The following is an 18,599-nucleotide window of genomic DNA, read 5'->3' as shown; positions in this document are numbered from 1 at the left end:
TTATGGATTTACTTCAATCTTTTTTAGTTTGTTTTTGGGTGGGAAAAAGAAGTGTGATGGTTTTTTCTTAAAGTAAGACCATATCGATGAAATAACGAATCGTAATTCTGATAATGGTATATTTCTAGAACGGAAAGCAAGTCCCATAGATAAACTGAAACTCACCAAGAAATTGACTAGTCCAATTACACCAATACCTACTACTCCCCATATAATCATTGACAATTCTACATTATAATGCGCTCCGTACAACCCTAAGGCTAAATTACCACTAGCGAAGGTAATGTGTCGAATATCTAAATCAAGTCCTAAAAAGAGCCCTATTGAAGCTGTACTACCCATAAAAACCCCAAACCAGAAGTTTGAAATTATTCCTGCCCATTTTTTCTCATATATTTCAGCAATTTTTTTGGTTTTTATCCTTCCTAAACTCTTTTTCAATAATGGATGTTCTTGAATTCTATAGTAGATCTGGTTGTGTTTATCGCGATTAGAAATACTTCCGGATATAATTCCTGATAAGAATAAGAAAACTCCAGCTATAGCTGCATGTAATATTGCCAGCGAAGCAATTGGGCTTAAGTCCGTCAAGAGATTATGCCATTTTGTTTCTGCTATATTATAATAGAATACATAATCAATTAACCAAATCCCTAATAGCGATACTGGAAAGGCCATGATAACGTTTCCTACAAATGCAATAAATTGCGAACGGAATACTCGAGCGAATAGGACAGCAAAGGCTTTATGCTTTTCTGCGCTATCTCCTTTTTTCTTCAAACCTTCTTCTAGTGCTCTTACCAAAGCTGAAGCTGTCATTGCCGGTTGTTTTGTGGCTAATGTAAATCCTAGTACATAAATCGCAATGAAACCAAAGGAGTAGTTCAAACTATAGAAAAAGGCATGTCCAAAATCACTGGTGGTAATTTTGGAAAGAAGTACTTTTATTACACACAGAATACCTACAATTAGTCCGCCACCTAATGCCGCATAGAACATCTTGAAGTATTCTTTTCTATTTTCCGTAATGTAATGATCTCCAGTTTTGGCGGTATGTTGTGTAATTTCATAGGACAACAACTGTGTACTCTCATTTACCAGTTTCCTGATATTATTTTTATAACAATTGTATTCAATTAGTTTTAATCCTAATTGAATTGTATTTTTTACTTTGTCTGAATCTTCTTTTACAACTAATAGCGGAATGAGTACTTTTAGACGGTCTAATTGTTGCCTGATTCGTAAAAGATTTTGATTCACTTTTAGCGAAATTCCATATTTTGTGCTATTTGCGAAAGCTTTATCTACAAATTCGTTACATTGTTTATGTAGAATTAACAACTGCTTGTAGTATAGGTTGTCTGCTGTAATGTAGTGACTCTCTGAATTCCTAATTTCTGAATCAATTTGCAAGAGTTCCTTTTCAAATGCAACGAATGGGCTTTCTAAATTATCAAATTCAGGTACCATCTTTATTACATCGGACTCCATTGCTCTCCCACTAATACGCTGTGTAATAAGGCTCATAGCCACTAATACCTCTGACAATACATCGTATTGCTTTGTTGTACTATAAACGCTTTTGAATTGAAGCATTTTAAATAGTTCTTCTAATTCTTCACAAGGAATTTTATTTACCCAAATAGTATCTGTATTTAGATAAAAGGCTTGATTTAAGATGTATTCTAAAGTGTCTTTTTGAGGCTGATCTGGAAGCAGTTTAGCAAAAAGACGCTTTCTTACTTCATAAATGAAATCGGTATCTTGTAATATTCCCGCATCGGATAGGATTCGGTTTAATTTACGTTTGGCAATCAGTTGTGTTAGATATTCTGAAAGTCCTGACTGATAGGATTCATTTTGGCGAAGCACTTCAAAAAGAGGTTCTAGACTAACTTCTATTATAGATTTTGGGTATTTTGGTCTAATAATATTAATCAGCTTCACCAATAACTCTACATCGTCTGTCTTGTATTTCCAAAGTTGATTTTCATCAAAATTTTCTTTAAAGAAATCCCCCAAAGGGTTATTGTTGCGTACTTTTCTAAACTTCATTTTTATTTTATTCTAGTGCTTATCTCGTAAAAATACAAATACAAATACTAAAATTCATTAACTTGCTCCTAAAATATTCCCAATGTTAGAAATCGAAAGAAAATTTTTTGTGACTTCGGAAGCTTTTAAAAAGCAAGCTTCAATCTCAAAACGAATTGTTCAGGGTTACTTAAATTCTGCTCCGGAACGAACGGTTCGGGTACGCATTAAAGGTGATCAGGGTTATCTTACAATTAAAGGAAAAGGGAATGCATCAGGCACAACACGATTTGAGTGGGAAAAAGAAATTCCTGCAAATGAAGCCGAAGCACTATTAGCGCTTTGTGAACGAGGTGTAATTGATAAAATCCGCTATGAAGTTATGGTAGGAAATCACCTCTTTGAAGTGGATGAATTTCATGGCGATAATGTAGGTTTAACTATTGCTGAAATCGAGCTTAAGTCGGAAGATGATGTTTTCGAGAAACCAGATTGGTTGGGAGAAGAGGTTACAGGACAGGAACAATACTACAATGCATATTTAAGTCAATTCCCTTATAAAGACTGGTAATCGTCAATTATAGCGATATGAAAAGAACCACCATGATTATACTCTTTATCGTTATTATAGCGCTAATTTATTTATTTCAATATCGAAAAATAACCCGTTGGTTTTCGGAGGTAATGACTCCGAAAGAATACGTTATATTCCATTATTTAGAAGATGGTGTAAAATCAGCGCATTACGAAGTTGATTCCATTCCATCGGCAAATAATGTATTATTTGATAGCAAAACGAATCAATATATTTTAATAAAAGATTCGAATCACTTTACCAAAATTGCCTCGGATGGGAAAATCATCGATAGTATTCATTTTTCCACAGTGGAATTCCTGGATTATCCTTCTGGATTTTTATTTGGAAAGGATTTTTATATTGATTGGCTTAGCACTTGTGATTCCCTAAAAAAATCATTTTCTTCTCAATTAAATGCCGATTTCAAAATGGACTCTATACAATGGGAGAAAACTTTTACTGACTATTACAAAACCGCAGATCGTATATTTTATAAACCTGCTGAAGATTGGCATTCTCTCATCTTTTATATTCTACAGAATGGAAAATGGTTCACACTGAATACTCGTCTAAATGATTCTCGAATTTATCAGGACATGGCGAGTATAAATCAACTGGATTTTAAAGATTTTCCTGAACGAGGTTACGAGCGGTTCTTTCCATTAAAAAACAATTTAACGAACGATTATTTCCCTTATAGTTATTACAACCAAAGTAATTCCGAAAAAAGTTTCTATGATTTAGAGAAAACAAAACAGCCTTTAGAATTACTTCATTTCACCAAAAATTTCATTGTTAATGAAGCAGCTTATACTAATGTTCCGCTCACTTGGGCAGGAACAGGTTATTTTAAATTAGCTTTCAAGGAGGACTTTCTTTATTTTAAAGAAGATATTTCCAAAGACATTGGATTTGGTAAAAAATACGATTGTACAATTAATGTTTATTATCCTCCACAGCCATTTGCAAAAAATAGTGATATTGGGTTTATACAGGTTCTTTTTCCAAGCAATCAATATCGAAATTTAGGTGGTTTATATTTGATTAAAAAAAGATAATTCGCTCCTCTCTACTAATCTTTTATCTTTGTAGGATGATAGACAAAAAATACGACCTCATTATTGTAGGTGGTGGCCCGATAGGTTTAGCTTGTGCAATTGCAGCTCAAAGGAAAGGATTGAATTATCTAATAATAGAAAAGGGTGCTATAGTAAACAGCATCTTTCACTATCCTTTATATATGACTTTTTTCTCAACGGCAGAACGTTTAGAGATTGGTGATATTCCCTTTAATTGTATTGCTCCAAAACCAGGAAGACAGGAAGCATTAGATTATTATCGTAATATTCATCGTTATTTCAACTTTAATATTAATCTTTTTGAAACGGTTGAAAAAGTTACTAAAACGGACTCTGATTCTTTTATCATTCAATCGAACAAAGCGACTTATACTTCCAAAAATGTAGTTATTTCTACTGGATTTTATGACATTCCTTTGTATCTTGATATACCTGGAGAAAGTCTCCCAAAAGTAAGGCATTATTATAAAGAAGCCCATGAATATGCTTTCAGCAAAGTGCTTATTATTGGAGCAAATAATTCTTCTGTAGACGCTGCATTGGAGTGTTGGAGAAAAGGGGCGGAAGTAATCATGGTAATTCGTAAAAATGTAATTAGTGATCGTGTTAAATATTGGGTAAAACCTGATATTGAGAATCGAATTGCAGAAGGAAGTATCAAAGTTTACTTTGAATCTAATATTTCCAAAATAACAGAGCATCAAGTTGAAATCGTTACTCCTGAAGAAACTGTAATTGTTGAAAATGATTTTGTTCTTGCCTTAACAGGGTATCGTCCCGATCTAGAATTTTTACAGAATATGGGAATCCATTTATCGGATGATGGGAAAAGTGTTCCTCAATATAACCCTGAAACAATGGAAACTAATATAAGTGGTTTATATTTGGCTGGTGTAGTATGTGGTGGTCTTGAAACACAAAAATGGTTTATTGAGAATTCTAGGATTCATGCCGACTTAATTATTGATTCCATTCTTAGCAATCAACAAGATAACTAATGAAGATTGATTCTTTTAAAATAATTGAAATTATCGAGAATTTCAACTACAAGTTAAACCGTAGTTACAAACCTCAATCTAAATCCAATTGGAATGTTCACGAAATTCATGGGTTTGAAAATGATGAAAACATTATTCAGTTAAGTTTTACAATGGATCCAACGGATGGTTATCTACAAACTATTCAGAACAGAGATCGATTAAAAACTGCGCTTGATAAAGCCATCATTGAAATAACAAATAAAATGGGTTTGAACACTAATAACGTAATTGAAATCGATTTAAGACAGCTTTCTCAAGAAGACATCAACTATTTGCAAAGTCAACTTTAGATATAAAAAAACCACTGAGTATACAGGCACACTCAGTGGTTTTACTAAAAACGAAAAAATTAACCAAAACCATTACATAAAGCAAGGTTTATTACCATCCTCCTCCTAATGCTTTGTAAAGCATAATTACGGCGTTGTATTGTTTGTATTTGTTGTCAATTAAATCTAATTCTGTACTTAAAGCTTGATCTTTAGCAGTCAACACTTCTAAGTAATTCACTAAACCATACGTTAATAACTCATCTGAATAAGTAGCTGCTTTACGTAATGCATCCGCTTGTTTCTCTCTTATTGTTAGTTTGTAGGTTTCGTTATTGTATTGTGATAATGCATCTGAAACTTCTTTTCCAGCTGTTAATAAAGATTGTTCAAATTGTAAGAATGCTTTTTCTTGATTTGCTTTAGCAATCTCGTGCTGCGTTCTAATTTGTCTTTGATTAAAAAGTGGCTGAGTTAATCCTGTTACTACATTAGCGAAAAGTGAATTTGCATTAAACCATTCTTTCAATTCCAAACTCTGAAAACCTCCAGTAGCTGTTACTTTGAAAGTAGGATAGAAACTGCTTTTTGCCATGTTTGTCAATTCAAATGTATTAATCAAGTTATACTCTGCAGCAATAACGTCTGGTCTTTTACTTAACAATAAAGCTGGTACACCCAATTTAATATCTGGATTCATTTTTTGAACATCAAATGTGCTTCTGTTTACTTTTCCTGGTGCCTCACCTAAAAGAATATTCATTGTATTCTCAAGAATTGTAACATTCGTCTTTAAATCCGCAATGATCAGCTGTGTTGCATACAATTGTGCCTCCGTTTGTTTTACACCTACTTCATTCACATTTCCTGCATCTTTCAATGCTTTGATTGTTTCTACACTTTGATTACGGTTCAATAACGTTTCTTCTGCAATCTTAATTTGAGCATCTAATGCTAATAATTGATAGTACGTAGAAGCTATATTTGCTAGCAATTGGGTTTTAACCGCTTGATTTGCTGCAATGGATTGTAAGTATTTAGCATTTGCTGCTCTTTTATTACTTCTAATTTTACCCCAAATATCTGCTTCCCAAGAAAGATTTCCTGTGAATTGATATTGATCTATTGATCCATTAAAAAATGATCCAAATTGACTGTTTTTTGATAACTGCTGGTGTGTCCAGTCTGTTCCTAATCCAATCGTTGGGATATAACCCGCCTTCCCTTGTTTCATTGAAGCTTCAGCTGAAACAATTGTTTGCATCGCAATTCTGATATCATAATTGTGTTGCAATCCTTGTTTAATATGTCCTTGTAAGATCGGGTCTGTAAAAAGTGTTTCCCAAGATACACTAGCCAATGATATACTGTCTTGTGTTGCCTGTTCTGTTCTATACAGATTATCTGTCTTTACTTCTGGTCTCTCGTATTTTTTTGCAACGAAGCAAGAATGCATCACGAAAGCAACTCCAACAAGTGCGACTATTTTATAGGTCTTTTGATATTTCATATCTATATATTTAATTTTCAATTACAATATCCAAAAAATGAATAGCCGTTTATGGTTCTATTCATTTTTTGTGTCTTGCTTTTTGTAATTTATGAAATTTGATTCTCTGATTCTGATGATTCTTCTACGATTTTCGTACCGCTAATGCGTTCTTGCAATCCTTGGAAAATCACGAATAATACTGGAATTACAAATACCCCGAATATTGTTCCGATTAACATTCCTCCTACTGCACCCATACCAATTGATTTGTTACCTACTGCTCCAACTCCTGTAGATAAGGCCAATGGCATTAATCCTAAGATAAAGGCAAATGAGGTCATCAAAATTGGGCGTAAACGTGCTCTAGCACCATCAATGGCCGACTCGAACAAGCCCATTCCATGTCGCCTACGCTGGATGGCATATTCGACAATCAAAATCGCATTCTTCGCGAGGAGTCCAATCAACATAATTAAGGCTACTTGGAAATAAATATTATTTTCCAATCCTGCTAGTTTCACAAATCCAATTGCTCCTGCAATACCTACTGGTAATGAGAACAATACAGATAGTGGTACAATATAACTTTCATACTGTGCACTTAACAAGAAGTAAACAAATATTAAACTTAATAAGAATACACTTGCTGCTTGACCTCCTGCGATAATCTCTTCACGAGTCATCCCTGAGAATTCATAACCGTATGTTTTTGGTAAATGTTGTTCAGCAACTTCTTGGATTGCTTTAATTGCATCTCCAGAACTGTATCCTGGGTTTGCTTTACCATTGATATTTACTGCTTTTAATAAGTTGAAACGACTTACTGCTTCAGGTCCATACACACGTTTCATGCTTACAAACTGACTAATTGCTACTAGCTCGTCGTTTGCATTTCTGATGTATACATCATTTAATGATTCTGGTGTTGCTCTATCTTCTGGTTTTGCTTGAATCATTACGCGGTATTGTTTACCAAATCTATTAAAATCGGTAGTATACAATCCTCCATAATATCCTTGAAGTGTATTGAAGATATCCGTTACTGAAATTCCTGCATCCTTAGTTTTCTCAATATTAATATCCATTTGATATTGAGGGAAGGTTGGATTAAAGTTCGTCATAGCATACTGAATCTCTGGTCTAGCATTTAAAGCTTGTAAAAACTCCCCGCTTACTTTACTTACCGTTAACCAGTCATCATCTCCTTTATCTTGTAATTTCATCTCAAAACCATCTGCTGACCCAAAACCTTGTACACTTGGAGGTGTAAAGAATAATGCTCTAGCATCTTTGAAATGGGCTGTTCTTCCGAATAATTCACCTACTACAGCATCTACTGATTGATTGGCTTCCTTACGTTCTTTCCAATCTTTCAATTTGATTACAGTAAAGGCGTATGATCCACCATTTACACTGTTCAATAAACTGAAACCTACAACACTCATACGAGATTCTACGATATCCATTGAAGCTAAGATTGAATCTAGTTCATTTACCGCTAATTGTGTTTTCTCCAAAGTTGTTCCTGGAGGCAACGTTAAATCGGCCATGATGATACCTCTATCTTCATTTGGGATAAATCCTGATGGAGTCGATTTGAATAATATTAATGTGATTCCCACAACTACTACTAATCCAATAATTGACAACCATTTTCTTTTTACTAAGAAATGTAATGAACGTGTATATTTATTTGTAACAGAGTCAAAAGCGGTATTAAAAGAAGTAAAGAAACGGTCTTTTAATCCTTTTTTATGATGATCTGAATCTTCATGAGGCTTTAAGAATAAAGCACATAATGCTGGACTCAATGTTAATGCGTTTACCGCAGAAATTGCAATTGCAATTGCTAAAGTCAAGGCAAATTGTTGGTAGAATACTCCTGATGGTCCTTTTAAGAATGATACTGGAATAAATACCGCCGACATTACTAATGTGATCGATACAATCGCCCCTGTAATTTCATTCATCGCTGATACTGTCGCTTCTTTTGCTGATTTTGCTCCTTCGTCCAACTTCGCATGGACGGCCTCGACGACGACAATTGCATCATCGACCACAATACCAATCGCTAAGATCATCGCAAACAACGTTAACATGTTGATTGAGAATCCGAATAATTGTAAAAAGAAGAATGTACCAATAATTGCTACTGGAACTGCAATAGCAGGAATTAATGTTGATCTTAAATCTTGTAAGAATACAAATACCACAATAAATACAAGAATAAAGGCTTCCACTAATGTGGAAATTACTTTTTCAATCGATGCATCTAAGAATGTTTTTGTATTAAATGGAATTACATAATCAACTCCTTTTGGGAAGTTTGGTTTACTTTCTTCCAAAATTTGCATTACTTCCGTAATAATGTCTTGTGCATTAGATCCTGATGTTTGGAATATACCTACAGCAACACCTTGTTTACCCATCGCAATATTTTTCGTCCCGTAATTAAACGCTCCTAATTCTATTGTCGCTACATCTTTTAAGCGCAAGAAATTTCCATTTCCTGTTGACTTAATAATGATGTTTTCATATTCTTCTATTTGAGAAAGACGTCCTTTATACTTAATTACGTATTCATAAACTCCTTCTGCATTTTCACCAAATTTACCTGGCGCTGCTTCAATATTTTGCTCGATTAATGCTGCTTGAACATCTTTTGGTGCTACTTTGTAATTGGCCATTTTCTCAGGGTCAATCCAAATACGCATTGAATAATCTTTCGCACCAAATACATTAACTTGTCCTACCCCTTTTACACGTTGTAATTTTGGTACTAAGTTAATTTTTGCATAGTTCTGAATAAACGTTTCATCAAATTCATTGTTATTTGAATATAACGCAAAGAACATCAAGGCACTCGTTTGACTTTTCAATGTTGTAACCCCCGTTTGAATTACCGCTTGTGGTAATTTACTAGTGGCTCTTGATACACGGTTTTGAACGTTTACGGCAGCGATATCTGGATCGATACCTAATTCAAAGAATACACTGATTTTTGCCGATCCATCATTGGCTGCAGTAGAAGTCATGTATGTCATCCCTTCTACTCCATTAATTTCTTCTTCTAATGGAATTACAACACTATTTAATACGGTTTCCGCATTGGCTCCTGTATAAGTAGCACTTACCTGAACGGTAGGTGGTGCGATTTCAGGATATTGTTCTACTGGTAAAGACATTAATCCCAAAACTCCCAAAATGGTAATTAAAATGGAGATTACAGTCGATAGAACTGGTCTTTCTATAAAGGTCTTTATCATAATATATTATTTTACTTTAGCAGTTGGTGCTGCTCCGCTTGGTGCTGCTGCTTTTGGGTCTTTTTGAGTTCCGTCCTGAGGTACAATTTCTTGTCCATCTGCTAGTTTTGATGCTCCTTCAACAACAACAACTTCACCTTCTTCAAGTCCTCCTGTTACAATAAAGTTTAATTCTGATGTTCCGTTAGTTTGAACAACTTTTGATTTTACTTTATTATCTTTCTCAACTACATAAAGCATTTGTTTTCCTTGTACTTCATATATAGCATTTTGTGGTACTAGCATCACTCCTTTTTGCTCAATTGGCAAACGGATGATCCCGCTACTTCCACTTCTTAAAAGACTTTGTGGGTTTGGGAATTGTGCTCTAAATTGTGTACTACCAGTTCTTGCATTTACTAATCCATTGATGGTTTCAATTTTACCTTTTTGATCGTAAACTGAATTATCAACTAAAATTAATTCTACTTCTGGTAAGCTTTTTATTTTATCCGCTAGAGTAGCTCCTTTAAATGTTCTGTTGAAATTTAAAAATTGCTTTTCATTCATTGAAAAATAAGCACGCATTACTCTCGTATCAGATACTGTAGTTAATGGATCTACTGTAGTAGAACTCACTAAGCTTCCTACTTTATAAGGTAAACTTCCTACTACACCGTCAACTGGACTTGTAATTGTTCCAAAATTAATGTTAGCGTTGATACTGTTGTATGAACTTTTTGCTTGTGCTAATTTTGCTTTAGCTGTTTCAAGAAGTACATTACTCACAATTTTTCGTTCTACAAGTGGAATCAAACGATCTACTTCAACTTGAGCTGCACTTACTGCTGCTTTACTTGCGCTAGCATCTTGGCTTAGTACTTGTGTCTCTAATTTGAATAATAGTTGACCTTTTTTTACTACTTGACCTTCGTCAACATAGATTTTTTCAATAAAACCATTCACTTTTGGTCTAATCTCAACATTTTGTTGACCTTCTAAATTAGCAGAATACTCTTGATATACTGTTGCATCTTGCTTTACAATTTTTTGAACAGGAAAAGGCATTGGTCCCATTGCTTGTTGTTGTGGTTTTTTATCTCCACACGATGATAAAACGAGTAGTGCAATTAGCATACTCCATATAGATTTATTCTTCATCTGATAAAATATTTGTTATATGTAAGGTTATTTTGGTTCTATTTATTCATTTCTGTTCCACAAAAGTCCATTTCTCTAATGGCTCTTTTTAATAGGTCTTCAAATTCTGCTAAGCATTTCATATAGGTTTCCATGTGTTTTATTTTCTCAGGGCTTTCATCTTCATTTGGAAATCTGCCTTCATATTCTCTTACCTTATTAACCATTGCCTTTTCAGAATCTAAAAACTGTAACTGATTTTGAATTCTTTCACTGGTAGGAGAACAGCGAAAATATTTTTTTCGATCTCCGGACAATGTGTAATAATTAATTTTTCCTAGTTTCAATAATAAATTAAGGTTGGTTGAAACTGAACTTTTACTAGCACCTGTACTTTCAACAAGCCCATCAAAAGTCATCCCTTTAACTCTGCTATTCATAATCAAAGTCCCTAAAATTCTAGAGGCCAATGGTGGTAAATTATAATAATTTTCGAAGTGAACACCAAACAACTCTATCAATTCAGCCTTTTCTTTTTGCTGTGTATTCATTAAATAATCAATTAAATTTCGGGCAAAGATACGGTTAGTTCGGTAAATACCAAACCAAACGAACTTATTAAAATGTTAATTAATTACTAATTTTATTCTTCTAATTATTTAAAAAAAAAAGACTCGCAATAACGAGTCTTTTTTATAATAGAAAATGCTTCCTATATTTATTGTATTATTTCAATTGTAACTTTTACTGAACCATGGTGTTTCGTACGACTTATTTCAAAAAAAGCTTTTTTCGTTAAGTCAATTTCTCTCCCTTTTGTAAAGGGTCCACGATCATTTACAACTACTACAACTGATTTTTTGTTTGCTTCATTAGTTACTTTCAGTTTTGTACCGAAAGGTAATTTTTTATGTGCTGCAGTATATTTGTTGTTATTGAATATCGCCCCACTTGCCGTTCTTCTTCCATTAAACTTGTCTGCTAAATAGGAGGCATGTGCATGTTTTTTATATAATTTTAATTTCTTCCCTTCATATTCTCTCACAGAGTCTTGTACTGAATCTTGGATTATAGAATCCTGAATTGAGTGTGAAATCTTAATTGTATCAGTTTTAGCAATTGTTTTTGTGGTATAGCTACTGCAGAAAATCACTAAACTAATAGTCATTACTAATCCTATATATTTATATTTCATGAAGGTGATATTTTTAATTAAACAATTCTGACTAACAATTATTATACCCAAATAAAAAGCCCTTCATAAAAGGGCTCTATTATACTTATAGTTTTAACCAAACATTCCATGGTATCCTACTCAATACAAATAATAAAGCTATACCGTAAAAAACGGTAATCTTTTTGAATTTAGCATGATCTGTAGTTTCTTTTTTATGTTTTGACCATCCCATTGTAATTAGTACAATAGCTATCAACATCATTAATGGATGTTCCAAAACATATAATCTTAAGGTTGAATCTTTCATTGTACCACCCATTCCCATTTCTTTTGCAGCGGTTAAATAAGGAGATGTAAAATACATTATAGCACCGATTACCAATTGAATGTGTGTAAAAATTAAAGCAAAAAGTGACAACATAAAGTCTTTTTTCACAAAAGTCTTTTTAGATGTAAGTCCTATTAAGGCGTTTACAAATGCAATAACTAACATAATTAACACTAAATATGCCCATCCTGAATGGATTTCTTTTACGGTATTGTACATAATTTGATTTTTTATTGAAATCCAAAAATAAGAAATAATACTAGATCTTAAGTCGCTATTCATAGGGCATGCGTCACTTTTTCGTTATTTATATTCATTCCTAATTGCAGGAAAATAAAATATACAAAAACGAATAAAAATCACAACACAACTACTTTCTATAACATTTTTTTAAGAGTTCAACAGCGGAAAAATGTTATATTTGTAAAAATGGGAAAATTTCATGCAATACTAGCAACTTGGAGGCTAATCCTTATAATGGGGTTTGCTTTTAGCAGTATATCAGCCTCAAATATTTCTAAAACAGTTGTTAATTTTTATCCAACTACTAATTCTGAAGTTCTTCTCAAAAAAGAAATTTCAGCTCATACCAAAAGTGTTGGATTATATCATTTTTCAAAAAAGGTTAGTACTCCAGATTTTGTTTATTTTAATCATTGTAGGGTTAAAAAACAGCTTGCTGGTTCAGGTTTAGCATCCCATAAATGTAACACAGTTGAATATTTATATTCAATCAAGAATGATTTTACATTTTCATATAAAATAAAAAGTGCAATAAAAATATATTCTTTTCACAAAGGAAGGTTGCTGTCTGCTTTTTATACATTTACCTCATTCTGGTAATCCTCCCTGAATTATTTTAAAAACACATTATGTTAGAAAATCAATATTTTTCTAGCATCACTATTGGACTTAAGAATACACAAATACAATTATAATTTATGAATGAATTACAAAACGTTGCAGAATCTACTCAACATTTATATCCCTTAATTAGTGATTTAGGACTTATATTAATGACCGCAGCTGCAGCTCTATTATTATTCAAAAAAATAAGACAGCCTCTTGTACTAGGCTATTTAGTGGCTGGTTTTTTAGCTGGCCCACATTTTACTCTTTTCCCTACTGTAAAGGATGTTCACAACGTAGAAGTTTGGGCAGAAATCGGTGTTATCTTTTTATTATTTAGTTTAGGTTTAGAATTTAGCTTTAAAAAATTAATGAAGGTGGGAGGAACCTCTTCCATAACAGCAATCGTTCAAATTGTATCCATGATTTTCTTAGGGTATGTCTTTGGACAATTTCTAGGATGGTCTACTATGGATAGTATTTTTTTAGGAGCCATACTTTCTATGTCCTCAACCACTATTATCCTTAGAGCTTTTGATGAATTAGGTGTAAAAGGTCAAAAATTTGCAGGGATTGTCTTTGGTGCCTTAATTGTTGAAGATATTGTTGCCATCTTAATGATGGTATTATTATCTACAATTGCTATTAGCCAGCAGTTTTCCGGATCTGAATTATTTGAATCAGTACTTAAACTTTTATTTTTCCTTATACTTTGGTTTGTGGGTGGTATTTTCTTTATTCCAACCCTCTTAAAAAAGATTAAAAACTTACTGAACGACGAGACCACATTGATTGTTTCTTTAGCCCTTTGTTTAATGATGGTTATCTTAGCAACAAAAGCTGGATTTTCTGCAGCATTAGGAGCTTTTATCATGGGATCTATTATTGCTGAAACAACAAAAGCAGAACGAATTGAACATCTTGTCAAACCTGTAAAGGATTTATTTGGTGCGGTATTCTTTGTATCCGTCGGGATGTTGATTAACCCTGATACTTTAGTAGAATACGCACTTCCCGTATTATTAATCACACTATTAACCATTTTTGGAAAAACGATAAGTACAACGGTTGGGGCTTTAATCTCTGGTCAACCCTTAAAACAATCTGTACAGGCTGGAATGAGTTTAGCTCAAATTGGGGAGTTCTCTTTTATTATTGCAACCTTAGGAATGACATTAAAAGTGACTAGTGATTTTCTCTACCCTATCATTGTAGCAATTTCAGCAATTACAACATTTACTACTCCATTTATGATCAAGCTATCAATACCGGCTTATAATAAATTGGAGAAAATCATGCCTAGAAAATGGTTGAAAATTCTGTCTCGATACAGCACGAATGCTCAAAACATAAAAACTACGAGTAACTGGCAATTAGTCTTAAGAGCTAATATCATTCAAATTATTATTCATTCGGTAATCATTATCGCTATTATTCTTTTAGCTTCTCGATTCTTCGTTCCATTAACGAAAGCTACAGAATGGGGTAATATTATTGTTACCATAGTTACGCTCTTAATTTTGGCTCCTTTTTTATGGGCATTATCATTACGCAGAGTTGCCGCAACCGCAATGGGAGAATTATGGAAAGAAAAGAGAACACATGGCCCGTTAATTATCCTTTTACTTTCTAGAATCTTACTAACATTATTCTACATCGGAATGTTGTTGAATTATTTTCTTTCTCCGTTAATTGCGATAATTGCTTTAGCTGTTTTTGTCACTATATATTTATTGTTCCCTAAAAAACTACAGGCGACATATAATAAGCTGGAAAGTCATTTCCTAAAGAACTTTAATGATCGCGAACGCAATGAAGCCTCTCGCAATAAAAGCGCATTAACACCTTGGGATGGGCACATGACGAGTTTTGAAATTGCACCGGAATCAAAAATCATTGGAAAAACACTAGTTGAATTAGGTTTACGTGAAAAAATGGGAATTAACATTGCTATTATTAAACGTGGTTCCATTACAATAAACATTCCTACCCGCAATGAACAAATCTATCCTGGTGATATATTATATCTCATTGGAACGGATGAACAGATTGCTCAGTTTAATGAATATCTTGAACAGAATAGCGTCACTGCTTCCGAAACAACGGAGAGCGATATTATTCTTAAACAATTCGAACTTAATAATGATCAATATATTGGAAAGACCATTAGAGAGTCTCAACTTCGAGAAAAAACGAATGGTTTGATTGTCGGAATAGAACGAAATGGAAAGCGTTATATCAATCCTGAATCCAATTGGATACTCGCTAAAGAGGATGTATTATGGATTGTAGGGGATCAAAAATTAGTGACTGCCATGCAACTGAACAAAGTATAAAACACTTAATTATAGAATGCAAAAAGGGCTTGAAGATATCTTCAAGCCCTTTTCTTATTATATGTAATCTAACTAAACTTTCTTACTAGAAATTATATCCAACTGAGAAGTTCCATGTTCTACCGAAACCAAAGTATACCTGGTTATTATCAGCTAAACCTCTATATAATCTGTTTGAACTAACGTATGTAGGTCCAGGTCCATTAGGATTATTTACTGTTACTGCATCATCAGCATGAATGTTTGTTCTTGACTCAGAAATATACAATGTATTCAGAACGTTATTAACATTCAATCTGAAGTTCAATGATTGTAATTTGTCTTTCCCTAACAATAATTTATATCCTGCTCCTGCATCCATTAAACCGTAGTTTGGCAATTCTAAAGATCCTTTATTATTTTGATTTTTAAAATCCGCAGGACTAATTGCTGCATATAATTTATCATTAAAACGGTAATTTGCGTCAACTGTAAATCCTTCAACAATTTTATAGGTTGCTCCGATAGAAGCTGTCATTTGCGCTGCATCTCCTACTTTCACATCGTCTAAATAAAGTAATCCATTTGTAGCTCCAATTGGATTATTTCCTTGATCATAAGTATTTACAATCGCATTACCATTGTATTTCCAATTCCCCATAGAGAACATACCTATCAATTTTAAATCATCAGTAACTTTAGCAGTCATTTCTAACTCCACTCCTGTATGTACCTCATTAAGCGCTCTAAAATCATTATATCCTCCAGGATTTTCTGTCGTATTGATACTTTGTCTAAGATTTCTATCTTTCCAAGAAGTATAGTAAACATTTACGTTCGCTGTGAAGAATGTAGAACGGAAACCGTATCCAGCTTCAAATCCTGTAATTTTCTCATTGGTTAAATAAGGATTAACAATAGATGCATTATTTGGATATACTGCATTAAAGAAAGGTTGTTTAGAATAATATCCTGCATTCACAAATACATTGTGTTGTTCATTAATATTATAATTCGCTCCTCCTTTTACATTTCCACCTAAGATATTCTCATATTTAGTCTCTGCTAATGGATTTGAATCCAAATATTTAAAGTGATCTATTCTTTTAAAACCTTGGTTAGATATACCCCCTTGAACATAAGCTGTAATTACATCATTCGAATACTCTAATTGTGTAAAAGCTCCATACCAGTTTACTTTTCCATCATTATTAAAACCTAATCTTTGTTGGTACGAAGTACTTACAAATGGATTTCCACTAGCTTCTGCAGCATATTGATAGGTTAATAATCTATTTGGTGCATTTACGTTATTGTTATCCAAGTAAGCATTACCTCCTAATAAATCATTTACTACTTGATAGTGCATTCCTTTGTATGTTCTTAAATCAACACCAAAGTCTAATGTCAAGTTTTCATTTATTTTTTTATTCAAAGTCATTACACTTCCATACCAGTCATGAGAGTTTACCGATGCAATTTTAGAAATACCATTTCTAAAGTCTGTATCAGAACCACCACTTGAACTGTTCACAAATTGTCCATTTGTTTGTTGTCTTGTAATCGAAATCATACCTGTACCTGTAGCATTAGGAACCATTACAGTTTGTCCTGAGTTATAGGCTTGAATTTTATCTACATCGATATATCCTTCTGGTGTTCTTAAACGATCATTATCATTTCGCATACCATTTATACTTCCTGTTGCTGATGATCCACCACCACGTCCCCAAGAACCATAAAATACAGTAGCTAATTTTGTTGTTTCATTAATTTTCCAGTCCCAGTTTAAATAAGCCACTGGTTTGTGGTAATAATTTGTTTTAAAACTATATTCTTCTCCGTTTAAATAACCAAAATCTCTATTGTATCTTTTGTTTGGAATACCATTCCCATTACCCGCTTTTACATATTGTGCAAGTGTAGGATTTGTAAAACGCTGATTATGTGATTGTGGCGCACCTGTAAACGTTAATTGAATATTATGGTTCTCATTGATTTCATATCCTAAACCAATATAATAATTGTATCCTTCAAATTTAGTTCCATCAATATATCCATCACCTGAAGTTCTAGACATTAATACTGAAGCAGACAAACCATTCTTCATTTTTCCTGTAGAATATGTTGCTAAAAATTTCAAGTATTGGTCATTACCAATTCCATTAGAAATTGTTCCACCTTCTTTTTTATCTGATGTTCTAGTAACAATATTTACTGTTCCTCCTACAGAAGAAATAGCTAATTTTGATGACCCTAAACCTCTTTGTACTTGCATTGCTGTAGTTACATCCGAAATACCAGACCAGTTACTCCAATAAACAGCACTACTCTCCATGTCGTTTACTGGCATACCGTTTACCATTACTGCAATATTTTTTTGGTCAAATCCACGAATATTCAATTTTGAATCACCAAAACCACCCTGTCCTTTCGTTACATAAACAGATGGTGTATTATTTAAAATTTCTGGAAACTCTTGATTTCCTAATTTTTCTTGAATTTCAGCTGCTCTAATTGTAGATACTGCTACTGGTGTTTTTCTATCTTTTGCGATATCAATTACACCACCTTTAATTACTACATCTTCTAAGACACTTGAATTCGATTGTAAAATTACATTACCTAAATTAACTGTTTTGCCATTTGCAACAGTGAAATTCACTGTTTTATTATCAAAACCTATAAAAGAAAAAACCAACTGTCCTGAGCCAGCTGTAGTTTCGATGATAAATTTACCATCGAAATCTGTAGTCACTCCATTTGAAGCTCCTTTAACAACTACATTCGCACCTGGTAATGGAGAATTCATCTCACCATCAATAAGGGTTCCTGTAATCTTTCCTTGAGAAAATGCAGTTGACACGATCATGAATAGCAATCCTGAAAGCAACCAATTTTTCATGTTTTTCATTTTTTGTTGTGTTTTAAATTTTTTGCAAAAATGTAACATTTATTTGTTTGCAATGTTAAGGCAATGTTAACATAATTGCCCAACATTTACCGTCACTTAAAAATAATAATCACCTAACAAACTGCAAGTTAAGACAAAAA

At 33.2% G+C, this 18,599-nt stretch carries 14 protein-coding genes; 6 read left to right on the top strand and 8 right to left on the bottom strand.

All coding sequences use genetic code 11. The annotated features are described in order from the left end of the window. The gene (locus P6733_RS07385) at positions 1-2,055 is read right to left on the bottom strand and encodes a site-specific recombinase (RefSeq protein ID WP_306351485.1); all 2,055 of its coding nucleotides are present in this window, start codon (positions 2,053-2,055) and stop codon (positions 1-3) included. Between the two features lie 82 nt (positions 2,056-2,137). Between P6733_RS07385 and P6733_RS07380 the strand changes: the two genes are divergently transcribed. Genes P6733_RS07380 through P6733_RS07365 form a run of 4 tightly spaced genes read left to right on the top strand, consistent with a single transcriptional unit; the run spans position 2,138 to position 5,020 of the window. After that, entirely contained in the window at positions 2,138-2,605 is a 468-nt protein-coding gene (locus tag P6733_RS07380) for a CYTH domain-containing protein (protein WP_306351484.1), read from the top strand. A gap of 17 nt (positions 2,606-2,622) precedes the next feature. Beyond that, complete coding sequence (locus P6733_RS07375; protein ID WP_306351482.1) at positions 2,623-3,669, top strand: hypothetical protein; 1,047 nt, start codon at positions 2,623-2,625, stop codon at positions 3,667-3,669. Between the two features lie 35 nt (positions 3,670-3,704). Next, complete coding sequence (locus P6733_RS07370) at positions 3,705-4,688, top strand: YpdA family putative bacillithiol disulfide reductase (protein WP_306351480.1); 984 nt, start codon at positions 3,705-3,707, stop codon at positions 4,686-4,688. Beyond that, on the top strand, positions 4,688-5,020 hold the full coding sequence (locus P6733_RS07365; protein ID WP_306351478.1) for a hypothetical protein: 333 nt from the start codon (positions 4,688-4,690) through the stop codon (positions 5,018-5,020). The genes P6733_RS07370 and P6733_RS07365 overlap by 1 nt, the downstream gene beginning before the upstream one ends. 91 nt (positions 5,021-5,111) lie before the next feature. Here the strand turns inward: P6733_RS07365 and P6733_RS07360 are convergent, their stop codons facing one another. From P6733_RS07360 to P6733_RS07335, 6 genes are all read right to left on the bottom strand, one after another. Continuing rightward, complete coding sequence (locus P6733_RS07360; protein ID WP_306351475.1) at positions 5,112-6,509, bottom strand: TolC family protein; 1,398 nt, start codon at positions 6,507-6,509, stop codon at positions 5,112-5,114. Between the two features lie 89 nt (positions 6,510-6,598). Beyond that, positions 6,599-9,757, bottom strand: coding sequence for an efflux RND transporter permease subunit (locus tag P6733_RS07355; protein WP_306351473.1), 3,159 nt, complete (start codon positions 9,755-9,757; stop codon positions 6,599-6,601). A 6-nt stretch (positions 9,758-9,763) separates the two neighbouring features. After that, positions 9,764-10,897: an efflux RND transporter periplasmic adaptor subunit gene (locus P6733_RS07350; protein WP_306351472.1), complete on the bottom strand. Its 1,134-nt coding sequence runs from the start codon at positions 10,895-10,897 to the stop codon at positions 9,764-9,766. A 38-nt stretch (positions 10,898-10,935) separates the two neighbouring features. Further along, complete coding sequence (locus P6733_RS07345; RefSeq protein ID WP_306351470.1) at positions 10,936-11,427, bottom strand: GbsR/MarR family transcriptional regulator; 492 nt, start codon at positions 11,425-11,427, stop codon at positions 10,936-10,938. Positions 11,428-11,594: 167 nt separating this feature from the next. Continuing rightward, positions 11,595-12,071, bottom strand: coding sequence for a septal ring lytic transglycosylase RlpA family protein (locus tag P6733_RS07340; RefSeq protein WP_306351468.1), 477 nt, complete (start codon positions 12,069-12,071; stop codon positions 11,595-11,597). Between the two features lie 85 nt (positions 12,072-12,156). Further along, on the bottom strand, positions 12,157-12,600 hold the full coding sequence (locus P6733_RS07335; RefSeq protein ID WP_306351466.1) for a hypothetical protein: 444 nt from the start codon (positions 12,598-12,600) through the stop codon (positions 12,157-12,159). Positions 12,601-12,810: 210 nt separating this feature from the next. Between P6733_RS07335 and P6733_RS07330 the strand changes: the two genes are divergently transcribed. After that, a complete protein-coding gene (locus P6733_RS07330; RefSeq protein WP_306351464.1) occupies positions 12,811-13,224 on the top strand; it encodes a hypothetical protein in 414 nt (137 codons plus the stop codon). Positions 13,225-13,322: 98 nt separating this feature from the next. Continuing rightward, complete coding sequence (locus P6733_RS07325) at positions 13,323-15,566, top strand: cation:proton antiporter (protein WP_306351462.1); 2,244 nt, start codon at positions 13,323-13,325, stop codon at positions 15,564-15,566. An 85-nt stretch (positions 15,567-15,651) separates the two neighbouring features. Here the strand turns inward: P6733_RS07325 and P6733_RS07320 are convergent, their stop codons facing one another. Further along, positions 15,652-18,450: a TonB-dependent receptor gene (locus tag P6733_RS07320; protein WP_306351460.1), complete on the bottom strand. Its 2,799-nt coding sequence runs from the start codon at positions 18,448-18,450 to the stop codon at positions 15,652-15,654. Between the last annotated feature and the right edge of the window lie 149 nt (positions 18,451-18,599).

This window comes from Flavobacterium aerium, assembly GCF_030766725.1.
GTDB lineage: Bacteria > Bacteroidota > Bacteroidia > Flavobacteriales > Flavobacteriaceae > Flavobacterium > Flavobacterium aerium.
This window is presented reverse-complemented; position numbering and strand designations above follow the sequence as displayed.

Excerpts from the sequence above, each read along its gene's own strand:
- P6733_RS07385 (WP_306351485.1), bottom strand. The coding sequence starts at position 2,055 with ATGAAGTTTAGAAAAGTACGCAACAATAACCCTTTGGGGGATTTCTTT.
- P6733_RS07380 (WP_306351484.1), top strand. The coding sequence starts at position 2,138 with ATGTTAGAAATCGAAAGAAAATTTTTTGTGACTTCGGAAGCTTTTAAA.
- P6733_RS07375 (WP_306351482.1), top strand. The coding sequence starts at position 2,623 with ATGAAAAGAACCACCATGATTATACTCTTTATCGTTATTATAGCGCTA.
- P6733_RS07370 (WP_306351480.1), top strand. The coding sequence starts at position 3,705 with ATGATAGACAAAAAATACGACCTCATTATTGTAGGTGGTGGCCCGATA.
- P6733_RS07365 (WP_306351478.1), top strand. The coding sequence starts at position 4,688 with ATGAAGATTGATTCTTTTAAAATAATTGAAATTATCGAGAATTTCAAC.
- P6733_RS07360 (WP_306351475.1), bottom strand. The coding sequence starts at position 6,509 with ATGAAATATCAAAAGACCTATAAAATAGTCGCACTTGTTGGAGTTGCT.
- P6733_RS07355 (WP_306351473.1), bottom strand. The coding sequence starts at position 9,757 with ATGATAAAGACCTTTATAGAAAGACCAGTTCTATCGACTGTAATCTCC.
- P6733_RS07350 (WP_306351472.1), bottom strand. The coding sequence starts at position 10,897 with ATGAAGAATAAATCTATATGGAGTATGCTAATTGCACTACTCGTTTTA.
- P6733_RS07345 (WP_306351470.1), bottom strand. The coding sequence starts at position 11,427 with ATGAATACACAGCAAAAAGAAAAGGCTGAATTGATAGAGTTGTTTGGT.
- P6733_RS07340 (WP_306351468.1), bottom strand. The coding sequence starts at position 12,071 with ATGAAATATAAATATATAGGATTAGTAATGACTATTAGTTTAGTGATT.
- P6733_RS07335 (WP_306351466.1), bottom strand. The coding sequence starts at position 12,600 with ATGTACAATACCGTAAAAGAAATCCATTCAGGATGGGCATATTTAGTG.
- P6733_RS07330 (WP_306351464.1), top strand. The coding sequence starts at position 12,811 with ATGGGAAAATTTCATGCAATACTAGCAACTTGGAGGCTAATCCTTATA.
- P6733_RS07325 (WP_306351462.1), top strand. The coding sequence starts at position 13,323 with ATGAATGAATTACAAAACGTTGCAGAATCTACTCAACATTTATATCCC.
- P6733_RS07320 (WP_306351460.1), bottom strand. The coding sequence starts at position 18,450 with ATGAAAAATTGGTTGCTTTCAGGATTGCTATTCATGATCGTGTCAACT.